Source organism: Streptomyces phyllanthi (assembly GCF_009377205.1).
Taxonomy (GTDB): domain Bacteria; phylum Actinomycetota; class Actinomycetes; order Streptomycetales; family Streptomycetaceae; genus Streptomyces; species Streptomyces phyllanthi.
Map to the genome: position 1 here is coordinate 46728 of NZ_VJZE01000008.1, position 18192 is coordinate 64919.

The 18192-nt window shown below is 67.4% G+C and carries 13 protein-coding genes and 6 pseudogenes; 11 read left to right on the forward strand and 8 right to left on the reverse strand.

Annotated elements, in window-relative coordinates; all coding sequences use genetic code 11:
- Positions 1-7 precede the first annotated feature (7 nt).
- The gene (locus tag FNH04_RS02810; RefSeq protein WP_194236520.1) at positions 8-2068 is read left to right on the forward strand and encodes an NACHT domain-containing protein; all 2061 of its coding nucleotides are present in this window, start codon (positions 8-10) and stop codon (positions 2066-2068) included.
- 235 nt (positions 2069-2303) lie between these two features.
- On the opposite strand, the gene FNH04_RS02815 is transcribed toward FNH04_RS02810, so the two are convergent.
- The gene (locus FNH04_RS02815; RefSeq protein ID WP_425588627.1) at positions 2304-2645 is read right to left on the reverse strand and encodes a transposase; all 342 of its coding nucleotides are present in this window, start codon (positions 2643-2645) and stop codon (positions 2304-2306) included.
- A 49-nt stretch (positions 2646-2694) separates the two neighbouring features.
- Here FNH04_RS02815 and FNH04_RS02820 point away from each other — a divergent pair.
- From FNH04_RS02820 to FNH04_RS47285, 3 genes and pseudogenes are all read left to right on the forward strand, one after another.
- Positions 2695-3225, forward strand: a pseudogene (locus tag FNH04_RS02820) (transposase); the annotation flags it as partial.
- Between the two features lie 135 nt (positions 3226-3360).
- A complete protein-coding gene (locus tag FNH04_RS48865; protein ID WP_194236521.1) occupies positions 3361-4578 on the forward strand; it encodes a calcium-binding protein in 1218 nt (405 codons plus the stop codon).
- A 210-nt stretch (positions 4579-4788) separates the two neighbouring features.
- Positions 4789-4950, forward strand: a pseudogene (locus FNH04_RS47285) (DUF4440 domain-containing protein); the annotation flags it as partial.
- An 89-nt stretch (positions 4951-5039) separates the two neighbouring features.
- Here FNH04_RS47285 and FNH04_RS49595 read toward each other — a convergent pair.
- A pseudogene (locus FNH04_RS49595) lies at positions 5040-6106 on the reverse strand (IS630 family transposase).
- 235 nt (positions 6107-6341) lie between these two features.
- Here FNH04_RS49595 and FNH04_RS02845 point away from each other — a divergent pair.
- On the forward strand, positions 6342-9119 hold the full coding sequence (locus tag FNH04_RS02845) for an N-6 DNA methylase (protein WP_194236522.1): 2778 nt from the start codon (positions 6342-6344) through the stop codon (positions 9117-9119).
- A gap of 186 nt (positions 9120-9305) precedes the next feature.
- Here the strand turns inward: FNH04_RS02845 and FNH04_RS02850 are convergent, their stop codons facing one another.
- Together FNH04_RS02850 and FNH04_RS02855 are read right to left on the reverse strand one after the other, a co-directional pair.
- Entirely contained in the window at positions 9306-9719 is a 414-nt protein-coding gene (locus FNH04_RS02850) for a VOC family protein (protein WP_322722525.1), read from the reverse strand.
- On the reverse strand, positions 9716-10300 hold the full coding sequence (locus FNH04_RS02855) for a dihydrofolate reductase family protein (protein WP_152779961.1): 585 nt from the start codon (positions 10298-10300) through the stop codon (positions 9716-9718). The genes FNH04_RS02850 and FNH04_RS02855 overlap by 4 nt, the downstream gene beginning before the upstream one ends.
- Before the next feature lie 296 nt (positions 10301-10596).
- Between FNH04_RS02855 and FNH04_RS02860 the strand changes: the two are divergent.
- Positions 10597-10925 (forward strand): annotated as a pseudogene (locus tag FNH04_RS02860) (sigma-70 family RNA polymerase sigma factor); the annotation flags it as partial.
- A 157-nt stretch (positions 10926-11082) separates the two neighbouring features.
- On the opposite strand, the gene FNH04_RS02865 reads toward FNH04_RS02860, so the two are convergent.
- Together FNH04_RS02865 and FNH04_RS02870 are read right to left on the reverse strand one after the other, a co-directional pair.
- A complete protein-coding gene (locus tag FNH04_RS02865; RefSeq protein WP_152779963.1) occupies positions 11083-11715 on the reverse strand; it encodes a hypothetical protein in 633 nt (210 codons plus the stop codon).
- Between the two features lie 194 nt (positions 11716-11909).
- A pseudogene (locus FNH04_RS02870) lies at positions 11910-12616 on the reverse strand (3'-5' exonuclease); the annotation flags it as partial.
- Positions 12617-12873: 257 nt separating this feature from the next.
- On the opposite strand from FNH04_RS02870, the gene FNH04_RS02875 reads away from it, so the two are divergent.
- On the forward strand, positions 12874-13272 hold the full coding sequence (locus FNH04_RS02875; RefSeq protein WP_194236523.1) for a hypothetical protein: 399 nt from the start codon (positions 12874-12876) through the stop codon (positions 13270-13272).
- Positions 13273-13698: 426 nt separating this feature from the next.
- Here the strand turns inward: FNH04_RS02875 and FNH04_RS02880 are convergent, their stop codons facing one another.
- Both FNH04_RS02880 and FNH04_RS02885 read right to left on the reverse strand, forming a co-directional pair.
- Positions 13699-14634: a 2-hydroxyacid dehydrogenase gene (locus FNH04_RS02880; RefSeq protein ID WP_152779965.1), complete on the reverse strand. Its 936-nt coding sequence runs from the start codon at positions 14632-14634 to the stop codon at positions 13699-13701.
- A complete protein-coding gene (locus FNH04_RS02885) occupies positions 14631-15791 on the reverse strand; it encodes an aminotransferase class I/II-fold pyridoxal phosphate-dependent enzyme (RefSeq protein WP_194236524.1) in 1161 nt (386 codons plus the stop codon). The genes FNH04_RS02880 and FNH04_RS02885 overlap by 4 nt, the downstream gene beginning before the upstream one ends.
- Before the next feature lie 387 nt (positions 15792-16178).
- Here FNH04_RS02885 and FNH04_RS02890 point away from each other — a divergent pair, with 387 nt between their 5' ends.
- The 4 genes and pseudogenes from FNH04_RS02890 to FNH04_RS02905 form a co-directional block, all read left to right on the forward strand.
- Entirely contained in the window at positions 16179-17099 is a 921-nt protein-coding gene (locus FNH04_RS02890) for a helix-turn-helix domain-containing protein (RefSeq protein ID WP_152779969.1), read from the forward strand.
- Between the two features lie 375 nt (positions 17100-17474).
- Positions 17475-17738, forward strand: a complete 264-nt coding sequence (locus FNH04_RS47290; RefSeq protein ID WP_228031011.1) for a hypothetical protein — start codon at positions 17475-17477, stop codon at positions 17736-17738.
- Between the two features lie 55 nt (positions 17739-17793).
- Positions 17794-18069: a site-specific integrase gene (locus FNH04_RS02900; protein ID WP_228031014.1), complete on the forward strand. Its 276-nt coding sequence runs from the start codon at positions 17794-17796 to the stop codon at positions 18067-18069.
- 43 nt (positions 18070-18112) lie between these two features.
- Positions 18113-18192: pseudogene (locus FNH04_RS02905) on the forward strand (IS5/IS1182 family transposase); the annotation flags it as partial.

Below are 18192 nucleotides of genomic sequence, written 5' to 3' on the forward strand. Positions count from 1 at the left end.
GCTAGTGGTGGGGTTGGAGTACCTCAATCTGGAGACAGTTTCGGCCGTATTCGGGATGGTTGTGGCCGCTGCGTCGTTCGTTCTGGGCGTGGCTACCTTCCGTGCGAACCGCGCCGAGGCCGCGAAAGGCCTGGACGTGGTTGCGAAGGAGCTGGCAGCAGACGTTCAGCGGGAGTGGAGCGCCGAGGCCGCCCGGCGTGAAGTGCGCGAGTCCTCTGCGTTGCCGGTCGCTTGGCGTCCCGCGGAGTCCGGACTGGTGGAAGGCTGGGCGGACTTGGTCACGACTGCCCGTGGTCTGCCCGGTGGCCCACCCGGTGATGCGGGCGCGTGGCCGGTGGACGCGGCTGGGTTGGAGGGTACCTACACGCAGATTGGCGAGGTCTTCACTCGGCGGGTGCCCACTCGCCGCTTGGTGGTTCTGGGCGAGCCCGGATCCGGCAAGAGTGTGTTGCTGATCCGTCTGCTGCAGGAACTGGCGCGGCCGGGGAGCGGCGGCCCGGTGCCGGTGCTGTTTTCTCTCGCGTCCTGGAACCCTCACGAGGGCGGTCTGAAAGCGTGGATGGCCGAGCAACTGTGCCGCAACCGCAACGTAGGCCTCAGGCGTCCTGCCTCCGCGGAGTCGCAGGAGATCGACCGGGCCCAGGCCCTGGTGGAGCGCGGACTTATTCTGCCGCTCCTGGACGGATTCGATGAGATTCCACCCGCCCTGCACGCTGTGGCCCTGCACGAGATCAACAAAGCCTGGCGGACGCAGCCTTTGGTCCTGGCGAGCCGCACCGACGCTTATCGCGCTGCCCTGAACGGGCCGGATGCCAGGCGGCTCGATGGTGCCGCTGGCATCCAGTTGGTACCGCTCACCCCTGGCCCGGCTGCCGACTACCTGCGCAGCGGTCTTCCCCATGCCGAGCGATGGGATGCGGTCATCGCCCGTCTGGGGAGCGATACTCCCGTCGGTCAGGCGTTGAGCACGCCGCTGGGCCTGTTCCTCGCGCGCACCATCTACGCCCCGCCGCCCAGAGTCGGCGCGACCGGGCCGGCTCCGCACCCGGACGAGCTGTGCGACACCACGCTCTTGCGCACACGCGACGAGCTGGAGCGCCATCTCTTCAGCCGCTTCATTACAGCCGTCTACGACGTCCGGGACGGGCACAGCAAGCGGTCCCGCTGGTCCGTGCAGCAAGCTCGTCACACGCTCGCCGTCCTTGCCCGGCACCTGGAAGCCCATCGCGGTGGCAGTACCGATTTGGCCTGGTGGGAACTCGGCTCGGCGGCGCCTGCAGAGCAGCGAGAAAACACCGCAGAGTTGGCGACCGCTCTCATCGGCGCCGTCACTGTCGGTCTTGTTGCCGGTCTCAGCTCTGGGCTCGGCTGGGGGCTCGCCGGCATGCTGGCCGCCTTCCTCATATGCGGGTTCGCTTCAGCCATCGGCCTCAGCAAAGCGGCCGCCGTCGTGTACCCGAGCTCCCGGTTCCAAACCGCCCTAAACTTCGGGATCACAGCAGCGTTCGTGACAGCGTTCGCTGTGGTCCAGTTCGTCGGCGCGCGCGCCGCCCAGTGGGCCGGCCTGATCGCCGCGGCCATACTCTGGAATCGGTTCAATAGAAGGCTGACGCTCGAGCGAGCGGATCTTGCCGTCCGGGTCGGGCCGGGGAAGTTGGTCACGCAAGATCGCAGGATCTTTTTCCAGATCATGCTGCTATACGTCCTGGGGTTCGGGGCCTGGGGCGTTTTCATGATGGGGCTGAATAGTAGTTTCTGGGTCATACCGGCGTTAGGCTTCGGCGGCGGGCTGGCCGTTGGGCTCACTATGGGACTGGCGCGCGGGTTCTATGTTGGATTCAGGGAGACGGCATGGCCGCAGTTCGCCGTAACAGCGGCCTGTCTGGCGATGCGGAACCATGTCCCGTGGTCATTGATGGTGTTTCTCCAGGACGCACACGATCGTGGCATACTGCGCCAAGTCGGCACGGTCTATCAGTTCCGTCACATCGGCCTGCAGCACTATCTCGCCGAGCAGCCCAGCAGTGATGACGACGCTCTCCCGAGAACCGGAGTGCCTGGCTCTTAATCCCGCCCGGTGGATGCTCCCTGCATTCAGGCCGACGGCGTGCGGCGCTGGTGGCCTTTCCTCGACAGCTGAGGGCCTTCGCCGTCGGTGAAGCCGCTGGTTCAGGTGGAGCGCGGCTACTGAGCTTGAACTCGGGTTGTCGTGGGTGTGAGTGATAGCCCGGTTCCGGCAAGGCATCCGTTGATCAGGTCAGGGCGGTACTGGATCGCTCTCAGGCCGCGACGGATGCTCTGGATCAGGTGCTCGGGTGTGGTGAAGGCGGTGTTGGACAGCCAGCCGCGTCGCAGCAGGGACCAGATGCCCTCGACGGAGTTGAGGTTGGGTGCGTGGGCGGCAGCTGGTAGACGGTGAGCCAGTCCCGTCCGGCGATGAACTGCCGCATGCCGGCGGTGAGGTGGACGTTGAGGTTGTCCCAGATGAGGACGATCGGGCCGCCGAGCTGCTGATGGGCGGTCTGGATCAGGCCGCGGTAGTCCTTCCAGGAGAAGCTCTTGCATCCATCGGGCCGGGCGTCTGGGCAGGGCCGGTAGATCAGCCGTGAGGCTTCGCCGGTCTTGTAGCAGGCCAGGGCGGCCACCGATAACGGCGGCGGGAGCGGCCCCGCAGGCGGACCACAGGGGTGTGTCCGCACCTGGGCCAGGCGCGGACACACACCCGTCATCCGGGTCCGCGGACGCTCCCAGCGCCGCTTCTCCATCGCCGCTCTGGCCTGCTACAAGCACGGCGAACGTTCACGCCTGATCTACCGGCCCAAACGGCACGTCGACCGCAAGCGGGGCGGCAGACGCAGTTTCACCTGGACCGACTACCGCGACCTGCTCATCGCCGCCCACCAGCAACTCGGCGCACCGATCGTGCTCGTATGGGACAACCTGAACGTGCACAGAGACCGCCGGCTGCGGGAGTTCATCGACACCCACGACTGGATCACCTGCTACTTCCTGCCGTCCTACGCACCCGACCTCAACCCCGTCGAGGGCATTTGGTCACTGCTGCGACGCAGCAGCCAGGCCAACACCGCATTCACCGACCCTGACCACCTCATGAGCGTGCTTCGGCACGGTCTCCGCCAGATCCAGTACCGCAGCAACCTCGTCGATGGATGTCTCTCCGAGACCGGCCTCACCTTGACGACATCACGGCAACAACGTCAGTAACGTGACTCGCCGACCTGTGACATCGAAGGTCAGCGCCGGGCAGGGGCACACCCCCGGTTACCAGTGGAGATCGCACGGCCACGGCGGGGTACGCACGCTGACAACGTATTTGGGGGATCTTCCCCCATGCGCCCCTTGCTGCCCACGCCCATGCTGAATCACGGCTCATCAGCCATTACCGGCAGGTATTCGTACGGAAGGAACAGCATGGCAACGTCAACACGCAGAGGGTTACAGGCCGTAGTGACAGCAGTGGCGGTGGGTACGGCGATCGCGCTGTCCACCGGACAGGCGCACGCCGCGAGCGGTGTGACCGCGGCCCCGACTTGCAACGGCTATGAGGCCAACATCGTCGGCACGCCGGGCAGTGACACCCTCACAGGCACAGACAACGCAGATGTGATCTTCGCTGACGCCGGCAACGATGTCGTGTTCGGGCTCGGTGAAGCGGACATCGTCTGCCTCGGCCCGGGCAACGACACCTTCAACGGTGGCGCGGGCGACGACCTGATCGTCGTCGATGCCGCTGTCGACGGTGCCGACAATGTCTCCGGCGGGCCCGGAAGGGACCTGGTGGACTACAGCGCCCGGACGACGCCAGTGACCGTCACCGTGGACTCGGTGGCCGACGACGGGGCGCCCGGCGAGGGCGACACCACCAACCCCGACGTGGAGTTGCTCGAGGGCGGCAGCGCGGGCGACACACTGACCGGAAGCCCGTCCAACACCTTCGAGGACATCCGCGGCAACGAGGGCAACGACACCATCACCAGCGGGGCCGGTGGCAGCAGCCAGTTGGTCGGCGGCCCGGGGAACGACACCCTGCGCGCCCGCGCCGGGGCCGGCGACGTCAGCCTCTTCGGCAGTGACGGCGCCGACACCCTTTTCGGGGGACCGGGCAACGACATCCTGAACGGGCAGGCCGAGGCCGACGTCATGGTCGGCGGCCTGGGCAACGACCTGGTCATCGGTGGCGCTGGCGACGACCAGTCGATCGCCGAGTCCACCTCCGCGGACGGAGCCGACGAATTCCGCGGCGGAGCGGATATCGACACGATGTCCTACTCCGCCCGGAACACCCCGGTCGCCGTGTCCCCGGACGGTCGCGCCGACGACGGCGCGGTGATTGAAGGGGACAACGTGAACGCCACCGTGGAGAACATCCGCGGCGGACAGGCCGGCGACTTCCTCTACGGCAACGCGCTGGCGAACAGGCTGTTCGGTGGCACCGGCAGCGACACCATCAGAGCGGTCGACGGCATCTCCGGCAACGACGTGGTCGACGGCGCTCAGGGATCGGGCACCGATGAGTGCACTGCTGATCCAGGAGACATCATCAGCAACTGCCCCTGATCCGGCTGAGACCGGCGGGCGCGACGGGCACAGGCCCCGTTGTGCCCGCCAACCCGCTCGTGCTCCCCCACACCTCGAGCGACCGGTTCGAACTGGCCCGCGCCTACGCCGGCCTCGGCCGCACCCTCCGCTCTTCTCGGCCGGCATCGTCGCCGCGTTCCAGCGACGCGCCCAGCACCTGGCCGAGCACAGAGCTGCGCGTGGCCGCCGACGGGGGGCGTACTGGCTCCCGAGTTGGTAAACCTGACCTACGAGACCACGATCTATGGTCAGCGGGCACGCCGCAGCTCGCTCTGGCGCAAGCAGAGTGAGGGTTCGGGCTGGCGGATGTACTACCACCAGGCCACCTCTGTCCCGTCGGACGTCGAATAGTCGAACAGTGGCAGGTAGCAGCGTCAGCTGGCAGGAGATCCGTGAGTGGCCCGCGCTCACGGCTACTGAGGTTTCGGTTCGGGGTGACGTCATGGCGGCGTCGTGATCAGTCCGGTCTCGGCGATGAACCCGTCGAGCAGGTCGGGCCGGTACTGCATCCGTTTGAGGCGGGTGCGGACGAGCCCGTCGAGGTCATCGATGCTGCACGGGGCGAGGTTGCCCAGGCTCTTCTTCAGGTGGGCCCACACACCCTCGGCCAGGTTGAGGTCGGGGGTGCAGGTCGGGAAGCGGAAGAGCGTCAGCCACGGCCGCTTCCCGATCAGCTCGCGCATGGCGGCGTCAACGTGGTGGTTGTAGTCGTCCCACACCAGCACGATGTTGCCGCCGAGCTGCTGATGGGCGGCGTCCAGCAACGAGGCGAAGTCCTTCTCCCGAAAGCCCTTCTTCTCTCCCTTGCGGCCGCGGTGCACCATCATCCGGAGGACCAGCCGGGTGCGCCGGTCGACCTTTTGACAGACCGGGCCCGCCAGGGAGATGCGGCCCGAGCCGGCCGCGCGGACCCTGACTAGAGACGGACGGCCACGGCGGGACCAGGTACACGCCTTCGGCGGCCGCAGCAGCTGCCCTGCCTCGTCCGCGAAGCACAGCCAGGCGTCCCGGTCCCTCACCGTCTTTCCACCCGTGGCCACGTCTCCTTCAACCACGTGGCCACGGCCTCCTCGTCGCGTTCGGCAGCCCGCCGCACCGGCACCTGCACCGTCCACCCCATCTCGCGCAGGATGCGCCAGGTCTGGACCGGGCTGAAACGCACGTGGAACCGCCGGGCGACCACGGTGGCCACACGGGCCGGCGTCCAGCGCTGGTCCTCCGTCCAGCTGTGCGCGGCCGGTCCCTTCTCCAGCTCCGCCGCCGGCCAGACCCGCCACTCAGGCTTCATCCGTGACGGACGCCCGGACGGCCCCTTGGACCGCAGCCCCTCAACGCCGTCCTCCCGCCAGCGGGCATGCCAGGCATAGGCGGACTTTCGCCAGACACGTAACCGCCGCGCGACCTGCGGCGGTGTCACCTTGCGCAAATAACTCGGCAGCCTCGAACCGCACTTGCCCCCCGGGCCCGCTGCGTCGCGGTCAGGCCACCCCCCATCGGGATACCGCATGACACCGGGATACACCCACCAGCGAGATCGCCGTCACCCTGGTTCGAAAACCTCAGTAGTAAGTTGATCCCCTCACGCTGAATGCCGACGTTCACTGTCAGAGGGCAGACCCCGGTCAGCCGGGGATGCACTCGACCACCCCGGGGGGCTCCACATGACGAACGAACGACGGACGGTCGACCAGCTCCTCTGGTCTCTCCTGGACTCCCTCCGGGGACACATGGATGCCGGCGAGATGGCCGACGTGCTGCTGTGGAATGCCGTTGAATGGCGAGCCCGGACTACGGGCCTGCCTGCACCAGAACTCGAAGACCTTCAGCGTGCCGCGGCAAACGCACGGCGCAGAACCTCTGAGTTGGACTCATTGCTAGATGGTGAGCAACAGGCACTGAACAGCTACACACCGACCCAGCTGCGTCACTACGCCCGTCTTCTGCTCCGCCCCTACCTGCCCTCGGACCACCGTGGCGAGTTCACCACGTCGGCCTCGCTCGTCGAGGTTGCCAGAACCGCCCTGACGGCGTACGCGCACGAGAGCCGCACGGAGGCGGCACATCTCTACGATCCAGCGTGCGGTTCCGCCACTCTGGCGCTGGACGCGGCGCAGGCGCTGGCCGAGCAGACCGGAACGGCTGTCACCGTCAACGGCCAGGACATCAACGCGGCGACTGTCCGGCGTGCCCGTGCCCACGCCTTTCTCCTGGGCGCCGACTCCAGGTTCAGCCAGGCTGACTCGCTCACACAGGACGCCTTCCCCGACCGCCGATTCGACTACACGGTGGCCGAGATTCCGTACAACCTGTCCTGGCGGAACAGCTACGAGGAATGCGCAGTCGAGGCAGACCGACCGGAAGGCCGCTACCCCGCCGGGCTTCCACAGCCCGAAGACGCTTCGCTCCTGTTCGCCCAGATCTTGGTCAGCAAGCTTCGGGATCCGGCGGATGGCGGCGGCCGGGGCATCATGTTCACCACCACCGGACCGCTGTACGACGCGGGCGGCAGCGCTGTCCGTGCCTGGCTGCTCGACCAGGATCTCCTGGACGCCGTGGTCGTACTGCCCGAAGGGCTCAGCACCAGCACCGGAATGCGGCTATACGCCCTGGTCTTCTCCAACCGCAAGCCCGCGGCACGTCGACGCAAGGTGCAGTTCATTGACCTCCGCGGCTTCTATCAGGACGGGGACGCCCGTCGACTCGAACGCCGCACGATCAGCGAGGCGGCTCTCGACGAACTGTCCCGCAGCCTGAGGCATTCAAAGCCGACGGCCTACAGCCGAACAGCCGCAGCAAAGGATCTGTCCTTTCGGCAGGTCAGCGTCACCCACCACGCCACCGCGGTCACCAGCAGGCGCGAGCCGGGGGATGTCCCGCGCCTGACCATGCTCCTGCCGGCGACCTCCACCACCGAAGCGTGGCGCGACACTCGGTACGCCACCGTGCCACCGACCGTGACAGACGAGGCCAAACCACCGCTCACACGGTTCGACGTGGACCGCGTCTTCACCACCGACCGAACCCCGCGTGCGCTGCGAGCCCTCACCCAGCTCGGCTGGAAGACCGCCCGTCTCACCGAGCTTACCGAGCACCTCTGCTACATCCCCTCGGCCAAGGCCGCCGAGCGCGCCGCCATGCTGTCGGCCGTGACCGGGGAGCAGGCTCTCGTCGTCCCCATCGAACCGCACCTGGACGCGGTGACTGGGGACCCTGGAGAAGTCGCTCCCGACAACCGCGTGCTCGTGATCCGGCCCAGGAACGCGCACACGGACGCCGAATACCTGGCGGGGTGGCTCAATTCCCCTCTCGGTCGGCACCTGCGCTCGACAGCCGTCGGCTCCGGCGGGGACAGCTACGTCAGTCCCCGCGCCGTCAACCTCAACCAGGCCTGGCGCATGGCTGACGATCTTCTCGTCGCCCTGCCGGACCTCCCCGTCCAGCGGGAAATGGCCCGCGCGGAACGGGCGCTGGTCGCAGCCCGCCGTCACCTGGTCGACTCGCACCGGGAACTCTGGAACGACCCCAAAAAGAGATCCGACATCTACCGCGAAGCCAGCAGTCTCATTCCGTCGGCAGATCTCGCTCAATGGGCGGCCAGCCTGCCCTTCCCAATGGCCAGCGCCCTCTGGGCCTACGAGTCCAAAGGCGACAGCAACCTGCACGCCCGCCGCGACCAGATGTTCCACTTCTGGGAAGCCACCATCCAATTCCACGCCACAGTCAGCGTGTCAGCCCTGCTCCAGGACCGTTCACGGCTTGAGCAGGAACTTCCCGCACTCGCCGAGCAAATCAGCTCCGTGGGACTCACCCCCGAGCGGGCCACCCTCGGTGTCTGGCACATCATCCTGCAACGGCTCAACAAGAGATATCGCACCGCGCTGACCGGAACCGACACCGACGAGCAGGCGCGAGCACGAGCAGCCTTTGCCGACGCACCACCAGATTTCCTGGACACCCTCCTCAGCACCGACCTCACGAACCTGTTCGGAGAGGTGATCCAACGGCGCAATGCCTGGAGCGGCCACTCAGGTACGACAACCGCCGCGTCACTCAAAGAGCAGCTCGACATCCTGACCGGTCACGTCCACACTCTGCGCAACCTGATCGGCGCCGGCTGGCAGGACTTTCCTCTCGTGCGCGCCGGCGCCGCCCGGATCAGAAACAGGGTGTTTCACCATGATGTGGACCTGGCCATGGGTCCCAACGCACCCTGCAGACAGGAACAGATCCCGATCAGCGTGGCCATGGAGGAAGACGGGCTGTACCTCCTCTCACGCGAAGCCGGCAGCGCACTCCCCTTCGCTCCGCTGATCGTGATGCACCCGGCAGCGTTCGGATCGAACAGCGGCTGCTACTACTTCAACCGCCTCCAACCTGAAGGTGTCCGATTCGTTGCCTACCACGAAGCAGCCGAACCGGAACGGATCGAGGACGCCCCACCCACCGCCGCTCTTGCTGCTGCTCTGGCCTCCGGCGAGACGGCTGCCAATGACGAATCTCACCAGACGGGACACGCCTGAAGGAGCGCTCTGTCCAATAGAGTCGTTTTGGTGGCGCTTCGGTGGCGACTCATCGTGAGGCTGCTGGGGCAGTAGCGCTTCACGGGGAGCAATCATCAAGAGCTGTGGGTGGGGTGGGGATGACGTTGCGCGTTGCGCTGCGGCCGCGCCGAGGGGAGCGTCGCCACCCCGCTTACCGTGACCACCTCAGGAGAAGTCTGCTGCGGTGATGCCGTCGGGATGTCCGAACGGCCACTCCACCAGCTCGATCCGGTAACCGTCCGGGTCCGTGAGCCACGACGTCTTCGGGCCGTGAGGGCCGCCCGGATACTGGACAGGCTCCGGCTCCAGGCCGGCTTCGGCCAGCGTCTTCAGGGTGACAGTCAGCGTGTCCACCTGGATCGCGAGGTGGTCGATTCCGCTGCCCACGTCGACCGGTCCGTCGGCGGGACGGTGGACCAGTTCGAGCGAAGCCGCCGGTTCGCCGGGGAACTTGAGGATCACGAGGCGACTCCCGTCGCCGACCTCGACCCTGCCCAGCTCGCCGTAGCCCAAGGCGGTGTAGAAACGGAGCGAGCGATCCAGATCGGTGACGCGGTAGGCGACGAAGAGCGTCTTCACGCGGCCTCCCCGGGTCGGCGCACCCGGTAGCGGAGGTGCGTGACGTCTCGATCCTCGAGCCGTCGGACGAGGTCGAGTTCGATGTGATCACCACCGAGGTGGTCGAACAGTCGTCGACCGCCACCGAGGAGGACCTGCACCAGGTGGATCTCCATCTCGTCCATCTGCCCGGCTCGGAGAAGCGCTTGGGCCGCCCCCGCCCCATGGACCATGACCGGCCGGTCCCCGGCGGCCGCGCGAGCCTGGCGGGCGCAGTCCTCGACGTCGGTGACGAAGCGCGCGTGGCCGGGTGGCACGTCCCCGTCATCCACATGGTGGGTGAGGACGAAGATCGGCACACCGTCGTGATGGTCGCCCTGCCAACGCCCGGCGAGTTCGAAGGTCCGACGGCCGGAAATCACCGCGCCGGACGCCAGGGCCTCGCGGTAAACCTGGCCGCTCGGACCGTCGGACTGCCGATCGTCGAGCCAGTTGAAAAGCCGTCCGCCGTCGCGTCCGAGTTCCTGACCTGGCCGATCCTCCGGCCCGGCGATGTAGCCGTCGAGCGACATCGACATGTACAGCCGAATCGCATTGGGCATCCTGGTCTCCCTCTCTCCTCCAGACACCGGGTCCCGCCGCTTCCTGATCCGCCGGCGGGGCGGGCCTGTCACAAGGAAGACTTCAGGCAACCGGCAGACTCATCGGCCCGACGCGCCGACCCTGCTGCCCAGGGCGGCGCGCGGGGGAGTTGTAGTCAGGATCTGTGGATGAATCGAGGAGCGTTCAGACTGCGTGGCTCTCGGGGCGTTCGACGAGGTGGCGGCGCTCGAAGCGGGCTCCGGCGCGGACGAGGGCGACGAGGTGGGGTGCGTTCACGGCTCGCCAGCGGGCCCTGGAGGAGGAGGTCCTGGAAGGTCTGGAGTCCGCCAACACCTACTCAACGCTCTTCCTGGACGTCCCCGCCACGGACGACGAGTCCCCGCGGTGGCGGACACCCTGGGTGCGGAGGAAGAAGCACTGGAGGGCGTCGAGTACCGGGAGTCGCTCAAGCCACTGCTCGAGGACCTGCCGCCCCGGGAGAAGCGGATCCTGCTGCTGCGTTTCTTCGGCAACATGCCCCAGTCCCAGATCGCCCAGGAAGTCGGCATCTCGCAGATGCACGTCTCCCGCCTCCTGGCCCGCACCCTTTCGCAACTGCGTGAAAGGCTTTCGATGGAGGAGTGAACCGCCGAAAGCGATGGCCGCCGGGGACCCTCATCATGGCGCGCGGAACCCGGCCGCCGGAGCACCTGTCGATGAGCACCTCGGACAGGCGCCCAGTGCCTGTTTCACGGCCGCACAGCGTCGGCCCCCTCCTGAGGGAGAAGTGGGGAGCCCGGCCTCAGCTGTTGGCTTGCACGGGCTGTGTTTCGGCCTGGTGCCGTGCGGTCGGTGTGTCCGGGGCTGTGTAGTAGACGGACGGACCTTGCTTGGTGCGCTGGGCATGGCTCTTGGCGACGAGTCCTTCGAGGGTGGTGCGCACAACGTTGGTCTGGATACGGCGGTCGGGATGAGCCTGGCTGAGCGCGGCAGCAACCTCCGCGGCGGAGCGCGGTTCGCTCTGTTCGGTGAGGTGGCGGCGGATGAGTTCGACCAGGGTGGGTTTGTCTGCCTTCGTGGACTCAACCTTGGCCGCGGACTTCTTGGCCGGCTTGCTGCCTCGTGGGGGAGTGGTCTTCTTCACCCGGGTTCGCTTGCCGGCATCAGGCTCGGTGGCGTTCTTCTGCCGGGGAACGGAAGGCGCTTCCACATTTTCGGTCGTGGAAGCAGGCTCTGGTGTGCCCACACCTCCCAGTGCCTGCTGCATGTTCACCAGCACGGTGTGGTCGTGCTGCAGCGACTGGAGCTGCTCCTGCAGGGCATCGATCTCTCCACGGAGACGCTCCTGCTCCTTGGCGTTACGCTCGAGGTCGGCGGCGACCTGGGCGGTGTACTGCGCCTTGAGATCAGTTGTCTGCAATGGCGTTTCGGTCATGGCAGTTCCCCTTCACGGGTAAACGGCTGTGCTGTTTGCGATGGATGTTACTCACCATTTCTCTGACACAGCCGCCCTTGTTGCCATGCACGCCGCCGATCCGAAGGAGGTGGTCATGCCGCTGCACCGTGATGCGAGCACGCGCAGGCGCGCATCCACAACAACAGGAGCATGGCCTGGCCCTGGCACACTGCTCAGGCCGCACGGGGGCTGGGCAGGTGAGTGTCGATCCATGACAGGCCGCCAAGGTCGAGGTGGTGGCGGCCGCGGGTGACAGCGACGTAGGCGAGGCGGGCGTCGGTGTCATTGACCGGTTCAGGGATGGGGCGGCCTTGGGCGTCGTGTTGACCGGTGTCTTTCGGCGGGGGAAAGTCGTGGGCGATTTCGACCGTGGGCCATTCGCGGCCCTTCGCCGTATGCGCCGTGGAGACGGTGACGTCAGCGTCCTTCTCGTCGGTGAGCTGATCGATCGCGGCGAGGACGGCGCGTCATCACATCGCAGGCCCGCGCCAGCCGTAGATGGCCTGGGCGGAATCGCCTTGCTGCCAGCCGGCGCAGGGGCGGGACGTGGTGGCGGGCCAGGGCGCTGTCGGCGTAGTAGCAGAAGCGGGTCACGGTGCGCAGCACGGTGTAGGACAGCGTCCTGCAGTTGATCTCGTGCTCGCCGACGTGCACGGGCGGGTGATGCCGAGAGCCCGGCCGGTCTTCCAGGCGGGCTGGCGGGGGCTGTTGAGGCAACGGGCGTAGTGGTGGCCGAGGGCGGCGCAGGCCGTTGCGTGGGCCGTCTTGCACTGCACACGGCCAGGGAAGCGGCGTCGCGGGCGATGTCCTTGTTGGAGGCGAGACAGCGGCCACGGCGCTGGGTGCTGGCGGCGAGCAGGGCGAGGGTGGAGGTCTTTCCCTGAGGGCTGGCGACCGTGCCGCGGGAGGTGACGCCGGGTCTGTGTCCGGTGATGCAGATAGCCGGGGTCGACCAGGAGCTGATCGACTGGTCCCCCACCTGCCGCCAGGAGCGAGGCGGCGCTGGAGGGCATCACCGATAAGTACGTCCGCGACTACGGCCGCCTGCCCGGCGAGCACGCCCGGCACGGACTGGCGTGGCAGGCGGCGCAGGACACCGGATAAGAAGACCGCTCGCACTCTGGAGCAGCTGCGGACGTGGTGGCGTGCGTCCGCGATCCGGACTCGGTGCGCCCGCTGGTGGACACCGCACTCGCTGCCGTCGACGCCGCCGCCGTCGTCTTCACCGTGCGCCGTGCCTTCGCCCGCCGTCATGTCCTAGCCGAGGCCCGCCGGCACCTTGGCGAGACCTTGCGCGGCCGCGCGTTCGCGCGCGGCCTGGACGACTACGTCGCCGACCAAGCCCTGGCCCGCCCGCTGGTGGATCGCCGGCACCGACGGCAAGCCACCGCGCGCGGCGACCTGGTACGAGCGGGCCCGGGTCGCCAGCCTCGCCCTGCAGAACTCGATCCGCACCGCCCGCACCGCACCCGCCGCCACGTGGGACGAGGCACGGCCCGCGACCGCGTCGGCCGCCACACACGCCGACGACCATGACCACCGGCACGACCAGGCGGCGACCGAGCCGCACGCCGCCGACCACCCGGCCCGGGCGACGGTGTGCCGCTGCAGTTCATCGAGGACGACAACTGCACCGAGGAAGCCGTCCTCATCGCCGCGAGTTCGACAAGTACACGCGGTTCTTCATGCGGAAGGAGAAGGACACCGACGGCATCGAGAAGCCGATGCGGCGCACCCGCTGGTCCGTGCCTCCTTCCGAGGAGTACGAACGGGTGCACCCGCCGGTCCTGCTCGTCCGTGTCCCGGTCGGCGGCCGGCAGCGCAGCGGGCTCCTGGCCGACGTCGGCACTCCCGCCGTCCGAGGACGCGAGGCGGTGACGTCTTCGGCGGTGGCGAGGGCGGCGAGCGGGTCTGTGACGGGACATCGACTGAGTGCCTGGGCCCGGGTTCGCCGTCCGCGCGTCATCCGCCGGGCGTCGTCAGTACGTTGGCCGGTCTGCCCGTGAGGTACGTGGTCAGGTTGTGGTGGATTTCGGCAAGGTTGGCGGTGCGGGCGGCGTCGGTGTACCAGGCGATGCCTGGGCTGAGCACGACATTGCTGAGTCCGCGCAGCACTTCGGCGCCGTCGTCCACCAGGTCGTCCAGCGCGGCACCCGCGAGTCGGCCGTCGGCGAGCATGCGGGCCAGGGCCGGCTGGTCGACGAGTGAGCCCCGGCAGGTGTTGACCAGGACTGCCGTGGGCCGCAGCATGGCCAGCCGTTCAGCAGTGAGGATGCGCTGGGTGGCCGGGGTCAGAGGAACGTGCAGCGACAGGACGTCACTGCGACGCAGCAGGTCCTCCAAGGGGACGGCCGTGATGCCGGAGGCGGTGGTGCGGGTCCGGTTGGTGCCGATCACCTGCATGCCGAACCCGGCGGCGATCCGGGCGACGGCGGTGGCGATGCGTCCCGTCCCCAGCACTCCCAGCGTCAGGCCGCTGAGCTGCCGACCGAGAAAGGGTGGGTAGAGGTGGCTCGCGCCCCGGCGGACCGCACGATCCGCCGGCAGAAGCCGACGACCGACCGCGAGCAGCAGGGCGAACGTGTGCTCGGCCACCGCCTGGCAGGAGTAGTCGGGGCAGTGGGCCACGGTGATCCCGCGCTCCCGCGCCGCCGCCAAGTCCACACTGTCGAAGCTGCTGGTCACCAGGGTGAGGTAGCGCAGCCGGTCCACTCCGGCCAGTAGCTCGGCGTCGAGATGCGTCCACTCCACGATGGCCGCGTCGGCACCGCTGAGCCTGGCGGCGGCGGTCCTGCGGTCGGGCCGGTCACGGAAGACCTCGAAGTCGCCCAGTCCGGCGAATCTGCGACGCCAGACCTCGGGCAGGTACGTCGGCTCGTCCAGGTACACGATCCTCATGCCGCACCTTCCCGGCGCGGCAGCGCAGCAGCAACCAGTGCGGCCCTCGCCCGGGCACAGGCGGCGGCGAACACGGCCGGATCGCGGGCGAGTGCGAAGCGTACGTAGCGGGAACCGGTCTGCGGGTCCTCCCAGTGGAAGTGATCGCCGGGCAGAATCCCGACCCCCGCGTCCGCGAGGAGCCCCACCACGTCGAGGGCGCTGAGCACGGGAGAACCGATGCGCATCCACTCGACGCTGATCGTCGCCACCGGCCCGGCGGGTGCCAGCACAGTGCCCCGCAGCCCACGGCGCAGGACAGCCCGGTTCTCGCGGACCAGCCAGCGCACCGTCGCCTCCAGACCGCGCTCGGCGGAGTCCTGCAGATAGCGGGTCACCAGGCGCAGGACGAACGGGCTGACGTTGAGCAGCAGATCGTTGTGCAGCTCGTACAGGGGGCCGTAGAGGTCCTCGCTGGCGGCCAGGATGCTGCACTTCATGTCCAGGGTCGGCCAGGTCTTCCCGGTGTCCTCGACGCACAGGTAGGAGACACCGGAGTTCTCCAGGACCGCGTACTGGTCCCACCGCTCGCAGCCGGTGTGGAAGCGGAAGGTCCAGTCGATGACCAGGAGAGTGCCGGCCGTGGCGCACCGCTGTACGAGGCGGGCGAACTCGGGCTCGGTCAGTGTGAACCCGGTGGGGTTGTTGGGCAGGGTCACAAATAACGCCCCCAATCCTCCCTCTCCGAGCAGCCGTTCCAGACCGGGCCCGGTCAGATCGTGCTCCGCGACCGGACGCAGCAGGGCCCCGCGCCGCCGCAGAATCCCGGGCAGGTTGTCGAAACAGGGACGCAGCAGCCCGACCTGCGTCCCTTGAGCACTGAGGAAGGCCGCGACCAGGTCGATGGACTGGGACGCCGACTGGCACAGCAGTGTCCGCCGCCGGTCGGCGGCGGTCGGCTGACCGGCCAGCCCGTAGAAGGCGAGCCGGAATTCCTCCTCGAGATCCCGCAGCGGCCGCCTCTCGCTCTCCGCGAAGAGCGACGGCAACTGACGGACTATGAGCTGCTGCGCGGGGTCCTGGAACTGATGGGCGTGACCGTCGGCCAGATTGAACTCACATTCGATACCCAGATGCTCGTACTGAGTCAGATTCGGAAGGATGACTGGTGGCGTCACTGTGTTCTCCCCTTTGCGGATGCGGCAGTTGTGCCGGATTCGGTGATTCCGTTGTCCGGCTCTCGCCGCCGGCCAGGCGCAGCATGAGCTCATGCACGAGAAGTGCGGCCGTGAGGTATTGCCACAGTTCCGGCTGGATCAGCAGGGGTAGTGCCATGACCAGTGCGGCAGCGGCTACGGCGAGCCGGCGCCGCAGATTCCGCGATCGCAGTAAGCGGCGGCCCCCGGGACTGATCATTTCCACCTCCACGGCCCATCGTGGTTTCACGGTACGAGCGGATCCCACGGATCATCAAATGCCTTCTGTACCGCAGAGACGGCAACCGTTAGTGTGAATAAAACGGAACCCGAGGAAAGCGGCAATCGTCCTGCGCTGAGGTAGCGACCATGACCCGTGAACCGCGACCTGTTGTCTTCGAGGCATCTCTGCGCAGTCTGCTGGACAGCGCGGCACTAGCCGGGAACAGGAAAAAGTTGGCCCGCGCGCTGGGCGTCAACGAGGCGACGATCTCCCACTACCTGCACGGCCGGATCAGACCGAGTTTCGACACCCTCGTCGGCATAGCCGATTTCTTCAACGTCAGCCTGGACTACGTGGTGTTCGGGGAGCGGCCGCGGCTGCAGGCTCCCGAGGACCCGGTCGGGCTGCGGGCCCAGATCAGACGGGCCGTCGTCGAGTCGAGCGACCTCAGCGGCCGGCATCTGGACATGTTCACCAGGATCAGTCGTCGGCTCGAGGCGAAGATCGACGACGTCGCCCGGGCCCTGGTCGAGGAGAACGAGGGCTGGGGGCCGGTGGGCTTCGTCACCGACGCGGAGGCGATCGGCCTGGAGGCGTGCATTACCCGCATGCGGATCATGACCCGGCTGTTCCAGTCGGACGTCCAGGACGGCGAACCGGGCGCGTTCTTCGAGGTGGTCTCCGCCAACCTCCTCTCCGGCCGCCCCTACCAGTACCTGCTGTACGGCGAACGCGACTTATGGTTTCCCGCCGTCGAGTCGTTCCGAGACCTGGTGATCCGCAGCGGCGTGCCCGTGGAACTCACCCACGAACTCCTGCAGTTCCGCGCCGTCGAACAGGAACTGGTGAGCTCGGTGTGCATCCTCGACCTCGACGTGCCGCTGGTCAGCCGTCAGGAGCCAATCCTGCTGGAACGCCACCGGGACAACATCTCACGCGAGGGAATCTGGGCGTACATGTCCATCGAACGGGCGGATGCCCAGGGAGGGGTAACGATCGAACCGCTGTACCTGGAGTCGACACTGCGTCAATTCAACCGGGACTGGGCAGTCGCCCGCCCTCTGTGAGCGGCGTGAGTCTGCGGTGAAACAGGCCGGGTGCCCTATGCTGGCGTCCTGAATTGGGCGCCGACTTCAGCACCCTCCGTAAAGGATGGGCCAGAGGTCTGAGCGTCCGTAAGAATCTTCACGATGGGGTGTCTTCGGATGAACCAGCCAGCGGACACGACCGCCGCAAACAGTACCCCGGCAGCCCCGCCATTCGTGCCCGCGGACTTCCATGTGCCCGACGGATGCACCGCAGAGACATTCCGTTTGGTCCCGATCCGCCCCGAACACAACGAACGCGACTACCACGCTTGGACCACGAGCGTGGAACACATCCGGCATACCCCCGGATTCGAGACATACGGCTGGCCCGTCTCGATGACGCTCGATGAGAACATGGATGATCTCGTCCAGCACGCGGCCGACTTCCGCGCCCGAACCGGGTTCACCTATTCCGTGATGAACGACGAGGACGACGTCATCGGCTGCGTGTACATCTATCCCTCGAACCGCCCCCTGCACGCCGTCGTCCGCTCCTGGGTACGTGAGGACCACGCCCACCTCGACGCACCCCTGTACGACATCGTCGACAACTGGCTCCGCAAGGCCTGGCCCTTCGCCGACTACAGCTACGCCCCACGCTCGAAGGAATACGTGTAGCCCGCTCCTCGGCCCCCGGCCCCGTCGGCATGTTGTGGCGTATGACGTCTACCGAGTGCACGAGCAGATCCACTCCAACACGCACAAGCCGGCGAAGCTGAAGCACCGCAAGACAGGGGATTTCCGGGAGGTTCCCCTGCCGCGCTCGGAGCGGGAAGCGATGGAGCGATACGAGGAGAAGCACGGGACCACGAAGGATGGCTATTTGCTGCGTGGTCCCAGTGGGTACTACACGGAGCCGATGGAACGCCGACGGGTGCACAGGCTCTTCAAGGACCTTCCCGCGGAGGACGGTGTCGGGATGTACGGCTTCCGGCACTACTTTGCCTAAGGGCTGTCCCGTAACTGCTGGTCACGGATGAGATGATCTTGCTGTGTCTGGTGTGATCACGGCGTCGGAGCCCTCCTGGATAGCCCCGTTCACCGGGCTGAGCCCGCGTCAGTTCGGCAAGCT

Coding starts and splice junctions, on each gene's coding strand:
- FNH04_RS02845 (WP_194236522.1), top strand. CDS start 6,342: ATGGCCGACGTGCTGCTGTGGAATGCCGTTGAATGGCGAGCCCGGACT.
- FNH04_RS02855 (WP_152779961.1), bottom strand. CDS start 10,300: ATGCCCAATGCGATTCGGCTGTACATGTCGATGTCGCTCGACGGCTAC.
- FNH04_RS02890 (WP_152779969.1), top strand. CDS start 16,179: ATGACCCGTGAACCGCGACCTGTTGTCTTCGAGGCATCTCTGCGCAGT.
- FNH04_RS02865 (WP_152779963.1), bottom strand. CDS start 11,715: ATGACCGAAACGCCATTGCAGACAACTGATCTCAAGGCGCAGTACACC.
- FNH04_RS47290 (WP_228031011.1), top strand. CDS start 17,475: ATGGATGATCTCGTCCAGCACGCGGCCGACTTCCGCGCCCGAACCGGG.
- FNH04_RS02880 (WP_152779965.1), bottom strand. CDS start 14,634: ATGAGGATCGTGTACCTGGACGAGCCGACGTACCTGCCCGAGGTCTGG.